Source organism: Chitinimonas taiwanensis DSM 18899 (genome assembly GCF_900119825.1).
Taxonomy (GTDB): Bacteria; Pseudomonadota; Gammaproteobacteria; order Burkholderiales; family Chitinimonadaceae; genus Chitinimonas; species Chitinimonas taiwanensis.
Map to the genome: position 1 here is coordinate 153,409 of NZ_FPKR01000006.1, position 8,861 is coordinate 162,269.

The window sequence follows — 8,861 nt, forward strand, 5'->3', positions numbered from 1 at the left end:
TCCGGAATTAAATACGACGCTTTTTCGGCGGACGACAGCCGTTGTGCGGTACGGGGGTAACGTCGGAAATGCTGGTGATCTTGAAGCCCAGCGCATTCAACGCACGCACAGCGGAATCGCGGCCGGGGCCGGGTCCCTTGATGCGAACTTCGAGGTTCTTTACACCGTATTCCTGGGCAACTTTACCAGCATGCTCCGCCGCCACCTGGGCTGCGAATGGTGTACTTTTCCGAGAGCCCTTGAAACCAGCACCGCCCGAGGTAGCCCAGGAGAGAGCATTTCCTTGGCGATCAGTGATGGTCACGATCGTGTTATTGAAGGAAGCGTGCACGTGCACGATGCCTTCCGACACGACCTTTTTGACTTTCTTCCGTACACGCACTGTGTTTGCTTTAGCCATTGCTATTCCTTAAGTGCTTACTTCTTGCCGGCGATTGCCTTACGCGGGCCCTTGCGGGTGCGGGCATTCGTCCGAGTGCGCTGACCACGCGCGGGCAAGCCCTTGCGATGGCGCAGACCACGGTAGCAACCGAGGTCCATCAGACGCTTGATATTCATAGTGATTTCACGGCGGAGGTCGCCCTCAACCGTGAACTTGCCGACTTCTTCACGCAGCTTGTCCATCTCTGCATCGGTCAGGTCCTTGATCTTGCGATCAGTAGGAACACCGGTCGTTGCACAAATGGCCTTGGCGCGAGTCTGTCCGATGCCGTAAATGGCCTGCAGGCCAATGACGGTATGCTGATGATTGGGAATGTTTACCCCAGCAATACGGGCCATGGTTCTCGTTACCCCAGATGTAAAAAGTTGCGGATTCTAGCATCTAAGCTAGCCGACACACAAGGATGTGTGTGACTTAGCCTTGACGCTGCTTATGCCGCGGGTCGGTACAGATCACGCGCACAACACGGTTGCGGCGGATGACCTTGCAGTTACGGCAGATCTTCTTGACCGAAGCTTGAACTCGCATCGCTCTATCCTTTCAATTAAAAAACGCGTCAGCCAAACAGGCTTTGCTCCGGATTTCGACAAACCGTCGAGAACCGGAGCAACACCCGGCGACTTGACTCGCCCAATTCACCACTGCATCTACTACTCAGATCAACCAGCTTTGAAGTTGGCTTTCTTGAGCAAACTCTCGTACTGGTGAGAGAGCAGATACGACTGCACTTGCGCCATGAAGTCCATCGTCACCACCACCACAATCAACAGCGATGTGCCGCCGAAGTAGAAGGGCAGATTCCATTGCAACAGCAGGAACTCCGGAATCAAGCAAACGACAGCGATGTAAACAGCACCAATCAGGGTCAAACGCAGAATCACACGTTCAATGTACTTGGCAGTCTGATCACCCGGGCGAATACCCGGAATGAACGCACCACTCTTCTTCAGGTTCTCAGCCGTTTCCTTGGGATTGAAAACCAAGGCGGTATAGAAGTAGCAGAAGAAAATGATCGCAGCCGCATACAGCAATACATACAGGGGTTGGCCCGGGTGCAGACCATCACCGATACGCTTCAACCAGGAGAAGGACTCCGAGTTGCCAGTCCAAGACAGCACAGTGGCCGGGAACAGGATGATGCTTGAAGCAAAAATCGGCGGAATAACACCGGCCATATTGAGCTTCAGTGGCAGATGCGTACTTTGCCCCTGCATCACACGATTACCGACTTGGCGCTTCGCGTAGTTGACCAAGACCTTACGCTGGCCTCGTTCGACAAACACGACACCGGCAGTCAGCAGAACCACACCCACACCCAGAACCAACACCAGGAAAATCGGCAATGCGCCCTGGCTCGTCAAGGTCAGTGTCTGACCGATGGAAGCCGGAATGCCTGCCGCGATACCTGCGAAGATCAGGATGGAAATACCGTTGCCCAGACCGCGCTCAGTAATCTGCTCGCCCAACCACATCAGGAACATGGTGCCGGTAACCAGAGTAATCACGGTGGTGAAGTAGAACTCCACTTGGCCAGTCATCACCAGGTTAGGCTGACGGAACAACATCACTGCGATACCGAAACTCTGGAAAGTTGCCAGAATGACCGTAGCGTAGCGCGTGTACTGCGTAATCTTACGACGCCCTGCCTCCCCTTCCTTCTTCATCTCCTTCAAGGTGGGAACCACCTCGGAGGCGAGCTGCAAAATGATGGAGGCCGAGATGTACGGCATGATGCCGATAGCAAAGACCGTGAAGCGCGAAAGTGCACCGCCGGAGAACATGTTGAACATGTTCAAAAGGCCGGCCCCACTCTTCGAAGTATCGAAGAGTGCGGCCAGCTCAGCCGGATTGATACCCGGCACCGGGATATGCGCACCAATGCGATAGACGATCAAGGCACCAATCAGGAACCAGATACGTTTTTTCAGATCCGCAAACTTGCTTGCGGTACTGGCCATCGCAGGATTTGCCACGTATATCGCCTTATTTACGCTTTATTCGGCAATGCTGCCGCCGGCGGCTTGCAGAGCAGCCAATGCACCAGCCGTAGCCAGAACACCGCGCAGCTTGACAGCCTTTTCAACCTTACCAGCCAGGATCAGCTTGACCGACTTGGCGCCTTGCGGCACCAGACCAGCTTGCTTCAACACCAGCAGATCGGCTTCTTCCACCGGCAGGCGGCCCAGGTCACCCGTACGCAGCTCAGCCGTTTGACCCTTGGTCAGCGACTTGAAACCGCGCTTAGGCAGGCGACGTTGCAGCGGCATTTGACCGCCTTCGAAGCCAACCTTGTGGAAACCACCCGAACGCGACTTCTGACCCTTGTGACCACGACCGCAAGTCTTACCCAGGCCAGAACCGATGCCACGGCCAACGCGCTTGGAAGCGTGCTTGGCGCCCTCAGCGGGCTTAATCGTATTCAGTTCCATTTAGCTCTCGCTTTTCAGCAGGTAGCTGATCTTGTTGATCATGCCGCGGTTTTCCGGGGTGTCGATGACTTCAACCGTTTGGTTGATCTTCTTCAGACCCAGACCACGAGCACACGCCTTGTGTGCTTCGAGACGACCGATCAGGCTCTTCACGAGCGTTACCTTGATCTTGGAGTTAGCCATTTGCCTCTACCCCCAGGATGTCTTCCACAGCCTTGCCACGCTTGGCAGCAATTTCTGCTGGCGTACGCAGCTTGGCCAGGCCGTCCAACGTCGCGCGAACGATGTTGTACGGATTGGTCGAGCCGTGGCACTTGGCCGAAATATTGGTCACGCCCATCACTTCGAACACAGCGCGCATCGGGCCGCCGGCCTTGATACCAGCACCTTCAGCAGCAGGCTGCATGAAAACGGTGGTAGCGCCATGCTTACCAAATACAGCGTGTTGCACAGTGCCGTTCTTCAGGCTGATCTTCACCAGCTTACGACGGGCTTCTTCCATTGCCTTCTGCACAGCAACCGGCACTTCTTTCGACTTGCCCTTGCCCATGCCGATGCGGCCATCACCATCACCAACCACGGTCAGCGCGGCGAAACCCATGATCCGGCCACCCTTCACCACTTTCGTGACGCGGTTGACGCTGATCATCTTCTCCCGCAAGCCGTCGCCGCGATCTTCGATATCAGACTTAGCCATAATGACTCCTTAGAATTCGAGGCCGGCTTCACGAGCTGCGTCGGCAAGAGCCTTAACGCGACCGTGATAGTGGAAGCCAGAGCGGTCAAAAGCGACAGCAGTGATGCCCGCAGCCTTGGCCTTTTCAGCAATACGCTTGCCGACCAGCGCGGCAGCAGCGGTATTGCCGCCATTGGTCAGATCTTTGCGAACATCGGCTTCCAGGGTCGAGGCGAATGCCAGAACCTTGCTGCCGGTTTCGTCGATGATCTGAGCGTAGATGTGGCTGTTGGAGCGGTGCACTGCCAAGCGCACTACTTTTTGCGCCGCGATGCGAGCACGAGTTTTGCGGGCCCGGCGCAGGCGAATTTCGTTCTTGTCCATGATCTTCAGCCTCGATTACTTCTTCTTGGTCTCTTTCAGGACCACCACTTCGTCGCTGTAACGAACGCCCTTGCCCTTATAGGGTTCTGGCGCGCGGTAAGCGCGAATCTCGGCGGCAACCTGACCGACCTGCTGCTTATCCACACCCTTGAGGACGATTTCCGTCTGCGAGGGCGTCTCGACCTTCACGCCAGCGGGCATCTTGTGCGCCACTGGGTGGGAGAAACCGAGGGTCAGATTGAGCGTTTCGCCCTGAGCCTGAGCGCGGTAACCCACGCCTACCAGGTTCAGCTTGCGCTCGAAGCCCTTGGAAACACCGGTCACCATATTGTTGAGCAGGGCACGCATCGTGCCGGACATGGCACGAGAATGCTTGCTGTCATCAACAGCCTTGAAGATCAGGGCATTGTTCTCGAGCTTGATTTCCACGCCGCTATCCAGCGGACGGGAAGCCTGGCCGAGCGGGCCCTTCACAACGATTTCGCCACCAGCCAGCTTGACTTCAACACCGGCAGGCAACGCGATTGGGTTCTTAGCTACGCGGGACATCGTCTACTCCTTACGCCACGATGCACAGCAGCTCGCCACCGATACCCTGGGCGCGCGCCTTGCGGTCAGTCATCACACCCTTGGAGGTGGAGACAATGGCGATACCGAGGCCGTTCATGACCTGCGGAATATCTTCCACGCCCTTGTAAATACGCAGGCCAGGCTTCGAAACGCGTTCAATGCGCTCGATAACCGGACGACCGGCGTAATACTTCAGCTCGATGTCGAGCTGGGGCTTCTTTTCTTCGCCAGTGATGGCGAAGTTTTCGATATAACCCTCATCCTTCAGCACGGCGGCAATAGCCACCTTCAGCTTGGACGAAGGCATAGTCACCGACGGCTTGTCCGCGCGCTGAGCGTTACGGACGCGGGTCAGCATATCGGCGATGGGATCATGCATACTCATTCGTGATCTCCTTACCAGCTGGCCTTGACGACGCCAGGAATCTCGCCACGCAGCGCGATTTCGCGCAGCTTGTTGCGACCCAGGCCGAACTTGCGGAACACACCACGTGGGCGACCGGTGATCGAGCAACGGTTGCGCAGACGCGTCGGGTTGGCATTACGGGGCAGGGCCTGCAACTTCAGGCGAGCGTCGAAACGCTCTTCGTCGGTCAGGTTCTGGTCGTTGATGATTGCCAGCAGCTTTGCACGCTTAGCGGCGAATTTCTCCACCAGCTTGGCGCGCTTCTCTTGACGATTGATCAAAGCGAGTTTAGCCATGGCAAACCTCAGTTCTTGAACGGGAACTTGAACGCGGCGAGAAGCGCACGGGCCTCTTCGTCGGTCTTCGCGGTTGTGGTAATCGTGATGTTCATACCACGCAGCGCGTCGATCTTGTCGTATTCGATTTCCGGGAAAATGATCTGTTCTTTAACGCCCATGTTGTAGTTACCACGGCCATCAAAGGACTTAGCGGAAATACCACGGAAGTCGCGAACACGCGGCAAGGCGATGGTCACCAGACGATCCAGGAATTCATACATACGCTCACGGCGCAGTGTGACCTTGCAACCAACCGGATAGTTGTCACGAATCTTGAAGCCGGCAATCGACTTCTTCGACAGGGTGACGACGGGCTTTTGGCCGGCAATCTTGGTCAGGTCGCCAACGGCGTGCTCCATGACCTTCTTGTCAGCAACCGCTTCGCCAACACCCATGTTGATGGTGATCTTTTCGATGCGCGGGACTTCCATGATCGACTTGTAGCCGAACTTTTCAGTCAGTTGCGCAACGACGGTTTCTTTGTAGAAATCTTGCAAACGAGCCATGTTCTACCCCTTAGCCCCCGACCACTTCGCCGTTCGACTTGAACACGCGAACCTTCTTGCCGTCATCGAGAAGCTTGAAGCCAACGCGATCAGCCTTCTGGGTGGCCGGATTGAAGATAGCCACATTGGACACGTTAATCGGCATGGTTTTGTCGACAATACCGCCAACAACACCGCGAACCGGGTTCGGCTTCTGGTGCTTCTTGACGACATTGATACCTTCAACAACCACCTTGTCACCCACCAGAACGTTCAGCACGGTACCGCGCTTGCCTTTGTCCTTGCCGGTGATGACGACGACTTCGTCGCCTTTACGAATCTTGTTCATGCCCGCTCCTTACAGCACTTCTGGCGCCAACGAGACGATCTTCATGAAGCGCTCAGTGCGCAGTTCACGAGTGACTGGCCCGAAAATACGGGTGCCGATCGGCTCAAGCTTGTTGTTGAGGAGCACAGCGGCATTGCCATCAAACTTGATGAGCTGGCCATCAGCACGACGAACACCCTTGGCAGTGCGAACCACGACGGCGTTATAAACGTCGCCCTTCTTCACACGACCACGCGGTGCGGCGTCCTTGATGGAGACCTTGATAATGTCGCCAACCGAAGCATAACGACGCTTGGAGCCGCCCAGCACCTTGATGCACATAACCGAACGTGCACCGGTGTTGTCAGCAACATCCAGCATGGATTGCATTTGAATCATGAATAAAAACCTCCAACTTAACCTGTCACTCACCACCGGCAAACCCGGCAGCGCCGCAAGCAAGCCGCGGCACGACAGCTAGTTTTGGACCCCGTAAGGGAGACACTTCCAACCATCATCCGCAGCAAGAAGCTACTTCAGACGCAGGATGGAAAGCAGGGCATTCTACACATGGCAGAATGCCCTGACAAGCACATCGCGCTAAAAACCTATACTAATCCGCAGATTAGACAGTGCGCGCCTTCTCCACGAGGCTCGTCACGATCCAGGACTTGGTCTTGGACAGCGGACGGGTTTCCTCGATGGTCACCACGTCGCCTTCCCCGTAGGCATTGGCTTCGTCGTGAGCGTGGTACTTCTTGGACAGACGGATGATCTTGCCGTAGAGCGGGTGCTTAACCTTACGCTCGACCAGCACGGTCACAGTCTTGTCCATTTTGTTGCTGACCACACGGCCGGTCAGCGAACGCTTCAGTTTAGTTTCGGTCATTTACGCCACCTTCTCAGCCAGGATGGTGCGAACGCGCGCGATATCGCGGCGAACACGCTTCAGTTCACTGGTCTTGGCAAGCTGCTGGGTAGCCAGCTGCATGCGCAGGCCGAACTGGGCCTTCAGGAGCGAGGTGAGCTCGGTCTTGAGCTCATCGACCGACTTGTTACGCAATTCAGTCGTTTTCATCTCACTGCCCCACATGACGGGTTACGAAAGTCGTCGCGATCGGCAGCTTGGCAGCGGCCAGACGGAAGGCTTCGCGGGCGAGAGTCTCGTCCACGCCGTCCATCTCGTACAGCACCTTACCAGGCTGGATTTCGGCGACATAGTATTCCGGGCTACCCTTACCATTACCCATCCGAACTTCGGCAGGCTTGGAAGAAATCGGCTTGTCCGGGAACACGCGGATCCACACACGACCACCACGCTTGATGTGACGGGTCATGGCACGACGAGCAGCTTCGATCTGGCGAGCAGTCAAACGACCGCGACCGATGGCCTTCAGGCCCCACTCACCGAAGCTAACCTTGTTACCGCGGGTAGCAACGCCGGTGTTACGGCCCTTCTGCTGTTTGCGGTACTTGAGTCTAGTTGGCTGCAGCATTTCGAGGCCCCTTTCGCGGCTTGCGTTCGGCTTGTTCCGGCTGGGCAGCGACTTGTTCGCCAGCCTTCACATCACCCTTGTACACCCACACCTTGATACCGATGATGCCGTAGGTCGTCTTCGCTTCCGAAGTCGCGTAGTCGATGTCAGCACGCAGGGTATGCAAAGGCACACGGCCTTCGCGGTACCACTCGGTACGCGCGATTTCGATACCATTCAGACGGCCCGACGACATGATCTTGATGCCTTGAGCACCCAGACGCATGGCGTTTTGCATAGCACGCTTCATGGCGCGACGGAACATCACGCGCTTTTCCAGCTGAGCGGCGATCGAGTCAGCAATCACTTGCGAGTCGATTTCCGGCTTGCGGATTTCTTCGATGTTGATGTGCACCGGCACACCCATCAGCTTGACCAGGTCACGCTTCAGGATCTCGATGTCTTCACCCTTCTTGCCAATCACCACACCCGGACGGGCGCTGTGAATGGTGATGCGGGCGTTCTTGGCAGGACGCTCGATAACGATGCGGCCAACCGAGGCATGCGACAACTTTTTCTTCAGGAACTCGCGTACCTTGATGTCCTCAGCAAGCATGGCCGGGAAGTTTTTGCTATTCGCATACCACTTCGAGGCCCAGTTCTTGTTGACGGCTAGACGGAAACCCGTCGGATGAATTTTCTGTCCCATATCGTCCTCACTCGCCCACGGCCAGGGTGATGTGGCAAGTTTGCTTCTCGATGCGATTACCGCGGCCCTTGGCACGTGCGGTGAAACGCTTGAGGCTGGCACCCTTGTCCACAAAAATAGTCTTCACCTTGAGCGCGTCGATGTCGGCGCCGTCGTTGTGTTCAGCATTTGCAATCGCCGACAGCAACAACTTCTTGATGATGACCGCGCCCTTTTTCGGGCTGAAGGTCAGGATGTTCAGCGCCTGCTCAACCGGCTTGCCGCGCACCAGGTCAGCGACCAGGCGTGCTTTCTGAGCCGAAATGCGGGCACCACTCAAAATAGCGGAGGTTTGCATCGCGTCTTACCTCTTAGCTTTCTTGTCGGCGGCATGACCCTTGAACGTACGGGTCAGCGAAAACTCGCCTAGCTTGTGACCAACCATGTTCTCGTTGATGTAAACGGGAACGTGTTGCTTACCGTTGTGCACCGCGATGGTCAGACCAACGAAGTCGGGCAGTACGGTGGAGCGACGGGACCAGGTCTTGACCGGGCGCTTGTCGTTGGTCGCGCGAACTGCTTCGATCTTCTTCAGCAGGTGGGCGTCGACAAACGGGCCTTTTTTAACGGAACGAGCCAT

20 protein-coding genes are annotated in these 8,861 nt (G+C 56.2%); all 20 read right to left on the reverse strand.

Going from position 1 to position 8,861, the window contains the following annotated elements; translation table 11 throughout:
* Nucleotides 1-7: 7 nt before the first annotated feature.
* The gene (gene rpsK, locus BT173_RS08985) at nt 8-400 is read right to left on the reverse strand and encodes a 30S ribosomal protein S11 (RefSeq protein ID WP_072428309.1); all 393 of its coding nucleotides are present in this window, start codon (nt 398-400) and stop codon (nt 8-10) included.
* A 17-nt stretch (nt 401-417) separates the two neighbouring features.
* Entirely contained in the window at nt 418-780 is a 363-nt protein-coding gene (gene rpsM / locus BT173_RS08990) for a 30S ribosomal protein S13 (RefSeq protein WP_072428310.1), read from the reverse strand.
* 76 nt (nt 781-856) lie between these two features.
* Entirely contained in the window at nt 857-970 is a 114-nt protein-coding gene (rpmJ, locus tag BT173_RS08995) for a 50S ribosomal protein L36 (RefSeq protein ID WP_072428311.1), read from the reverse strand.
* Nucleotides 971-1,101: 131 nt separating this feature from the next.
* Nucleotides 1,102-2,400, reverse strand: coding sequence for a preprotein translocase subunit SecY (secY, locus tag BT173_RS09000; RefSeq protein WP_217651435.1), 1,299 nt, complete (start codon nt 2,398-2,400; stop codon nt 1,102-1,104).
* A gap of 36 nt (nt 2,401-2,436) precedes the next feature.
* On the reverse strand, nt 2,437-2,871 hold the full coding sequence (rplO, locus tag BT173_RS09005; protein WP_072428313.1) for a 50S ribosomal protein L15: 435 nt from the start codon (nt 2,869-2,871) through the stop codon (nt 2,437-2,439).
* Nucleotides 2,872-3,054, reverse strand: coding sequence for a 50S ribosomal protein L30 (gene rpmD / locus BT173_RS09010; protein WP_072428314.1), 183 nt, complete (start codon nt 3,052-3,054; stop codon nt 2,872-2,874).
* Nucleotides 3,047-3,568 carry a 30S ribosomal protein S5 gene (rpsE, locus tag BT173_RS09015; RefSeq protein ID WP_072428315.1) on the reverse strand — a complete coding sequence of 174 codons (522 nt, stop codon included), beginning with the start codon at nt 3,566-3,568 and terminating at the stop codon, nt 3,047-3,049. The genes rpmD and rpsE overlap by 8 nt, the downstream gene beginning before the upstream one ends.
* A gap of 9 nt (nt 3,569-3,577) precedes the next feature.
* Nucleotides 3,578-3,931 (reverse strand): 50S ribosomal protein L18, encoded by a 354-nt coding sequence (gene rplR, locus BT173_RS09020; protein WP_072428316.1) that lies wholly within the window; start codon nt 3,929-3,931, stop codon nt 3,578-3,580.
* Between the two features lie 15 nt (nt 3,932-3,946).
* A complete protein-coding gene (rplF, locus tag BT173_RS09025) occupies nt 3,947-4,480 on the reverse strand; it encodes a 50S ribosomal protein L6 (protein WP_072428317.1) in 534 nt (177 codons plus the stop codon).
* Between the two features lie 10 nt (nt 4,481-4,490).
* A complete protein-coding gene (rpsH, locus tag BT173_RS09030) occupies nt 4,491-4,886 on the reverse strand; it encodes a 30S ribosomal protein S8 (protein ID WP_072428318.1) in 396 nt (131 codons plus the stop codon).
* Nucleotides 4,887-4,897: 11 nt separating this feature from the next.
* A complete protein-coding gene (gene rpsN / locus BT173_RS09035) occupies nt 4,898-5,203 on the reverse strand; it encodes a 30S ribosomal protein S14 (protein ID WP_072428319.1) in 306 nt (101 codons plus the stop codon).
* Nucleotides 5,204-5,211: 8 nt separating this feature from the next.
* Nucleotides 5,212-5,751: a 50S ribosomal protein L5 gene (gene rplE / locus BT173_RS09040; RefSeq protein WP_072428320.1), complete on the reverse strand. Its 540-nt coding sequence runs from the start codon at nt 5,749-5,751 to the stop codon at nt 5,212-5,214.
* 10 nt (nt 5,752-5,761) lie between these two features.
* Nucleotides 5,762-6,079 (reverse strand): 50S ribosomal protein L24, encoded by a 318-nt coding sequence (rplX, locus tag BT173_RS09045; RefSeq protein ID WP_072428321.1) that lies wholly within the window; start codon nt 6,077-6,079, stop codon nt 5,762-5,764.
* A gap of 9 nt (nt 6,080-6,088) precedes the next feature.
* Entirely contained in the window at nt 6,089-6,457 is a 369-nt protein-coding gene (rplN, locus tag BT173_RS09050) for a 50S ribosomal protein L14 (protein WP_072428322.1), read from the reverse strand.
* Between the two features lie 226 nt (nt 6,458-6,683).
* Nucleotides 6,684-6,947 (reverse strand): 30S ribosomal protein S17, encoded by a 264-nt coding sequence (gene rpsQ / locus BT173_RS09055; protein WP_072428323.1) that lies wholly within the window; start codon nt 6,945-6,947, stop codon nt 6,684-6,686.
* Nucleotides 6,948-7,136, reverse strand: coding sequence for a 50S ribosomal protein L29 (gene rpmC, locus BT173_RS09060; RefSeq protein ID WP_072428426.1), 189 nt, complete (start codon nt 7,134-7,136; stop codon nt 6,948-6,950). It lies immediately after the preceding gene.
* 1 nt (nt 7,137) lies between these two features.
* Complete coding sequence (gene rplP / locus BT173_RS09065; protein WP_072428324.1) at nt 7,138-7,554, reverse strand: 50S ribosomal protein L16; 417 nt, start codon at nt 7,552-7,554, stop codon at nt 7,138-7,140.
* Nucleotides 7,538-8,242 carry a 30S ribosomal protein S3 gene (rpsC, locus tag BT173_RS09070; protein WP_072428325.1) on the reverse strand — a complete coding sequence of 235 codons (705 nt, stop codon included), beginning with the start codon at nt 8,240-8,242 and terminating at the stop codon, nt 7,538-7,540. The genes rplP and rpsC overlap by 17 nt, the downstream gene beginning before the upstream one ends.
* Before the next feature lie 7 nt (nt 8,243-8,249).
* The gene (gene rplV / locus BT173_RS09075) at nt 8,250-8,579 is read right to left on the reverse strand and encodes a 50S ribosomal protein L22 (RefSeq protein WP_072428326.1); all 330 of its coding nucleotides are present in this window, start codon (nt 8,577-8,579) and stop codon (nt 8,250-8,252) included.
* Between the two features lie 6 nt (nt 8,580-8,585).
* Nucleotides 8,586-8,861, reverse strand: a complete 276-nt coding sequence (gene rpsS / locus BT173_RS09080) for a 30S ribosomal protein S19 (protein ID WP_072428327.1) — start codon at nt 8,859-8,861, stop codon at nt 8,586-8,588.

What these genes read in the sequence shown, in the direction of transcription:
- rpsK (WP_072428309.1), bottom strand. Translation starts at nt 400, where the DNA reads ATGGCTAAAGCAAACACAGTGCGTGTACGGAAGAAAGTCAAAAAGGTC.
- rpsM (WP_072428310.1), bottom strand. Translation starts at nt 780, where the DNA reads ATGGCCCGTATTGCTGGGGTAAACATTCCCAATCATCAGCATACCGTC.
- rpmJ (WP_072428311.1), bottom strand. Translation starts at nt 970, where the DNA reads ATGCGAGTTCAAGCTTCGGTCAAGAAGATCTGCCGTAACTGCAAGGTC.
- secY (WP_217651435.1), bottom strand. Translation starts at nt 2,400, where the DNA reads ATGGCCAGTACCGCAAGCAAGTTTGCGGATCTGAAAAAACGTATCTGG.
- rplO (WP_072428313.1), bottom strand. Translation starts at nt 2,871, where the DNA reads ATGGAACTGAATACGATTAAGCCCGCTGAGGGCGCCAAGCACGCTTCC.
- rpmD (WP_072428314.1), bottom strand. Translation starts at nt 3,054, where the DNA reads ATGGCTAACTCCAAGATCAAGGTAACGCTCGTGAAGAGCCTGATCGGT.
- rpsE (WP_072428315.1), bottom strand. Translation starts at nt 3,568, where the DNA reads ATGGCTAAGTCTGATATCGAAGATCGCGGCGACGGCTTGCGGGAGAAG.
- rplR (WP_072428316.1), bottom strand. Translation starts at nt 3,931, where the DNA reads ATGGACAAGAACGAAATTCGCCTGCGCCGGGCCCGCAAAACTCGTGCT.
- rplF (WP_072428317.1), bottom strand. Translation starts at nt 4,480, where the DNA reads ATGTCCCGCGTAGCTAAGAACCCAATCGCGTTGCCTGCCGGTGTTGAA.
- rpsH (WP_072428318.1), bottom strand. Translation starts at nt 4,886, where the DNA reads ATGAGTATGCATGATCCCATCGCCGATATGCTGACCCGCGTCCGTAAC.
- rpsN (WP_072428319.1), bottom strand. Translation starts at nt 5,203, where the DNA reads ATGGCTAAACTCGCTTTGATCAATCGTCAAGAGAAGCGCGCCAAGCTG.
- rplE (WP_072428320.1), bottom strand. Translation starts at nt 5,751, where the DNA reads ATGGCTCGTTTGCAAGATTTCTACAAAGAAACCGTCGTTGCGCAACTG.
- rplX (WP_072428321.1), bottom strand. Translation starts at nt 6,079, where the DNA reads ATGAACAAGATTCGTAAAGGCGACGAAGTCGTCGTCATCACCGGCAAG.
- rplN (WP_072428322.1), bottom strand. Translation starts at nt 6,457, where the DNA reads ATGATTCAAATGCAATCCATGCTGGATGTTGCTGACAACACCGGTGCA.
- rpsQ (WP_072428323.1), bottom strand. Translation starts at nt 6,947, where the DNA reads ATGACCGAAACTAAACTGAAGCGTTCGCTGACCGGCCGTGTGGTCAGC.
- rpmC (WP_072428426.1), bottom strand. Translation starts at nt 7,136, where the DNA reads ATGAAAACGACTGAATTGCGTAACAAGTCGGTCGATGAGCTCAAGACC.
- rplP (WP_072428324.1), bottom strand. Translation starts at nt 7,554, where the DNA reads ATGCTGCAGCCAACTAGACTCAAGTACCGCAAACAGCAGAAGGGCCGT.
- rpsC (WP_072428325.1), bottom strand. Translation starts at nt 8,242, where the DNA reads ATGGGACAGAAAATTCATCCGACGGGTTTCCGTCTAGCCGTCAACAAG.
- rplV (WP_072428326.1), bottom strand. Translation starts at nt 8,579, where the DNA reads ATGCAAACCTCCGCTATTTTGAGTGGTGCCCGCATTTCGGCTCAGAAA.
- rpsS (WP_072428327.1), bottom strand. Translation starts at nt 8,861, where the DNA reads ATGGCTCGTTCCGTTAAAAAAGGCCCGTTTGTCGACGCCCACCTGCTG.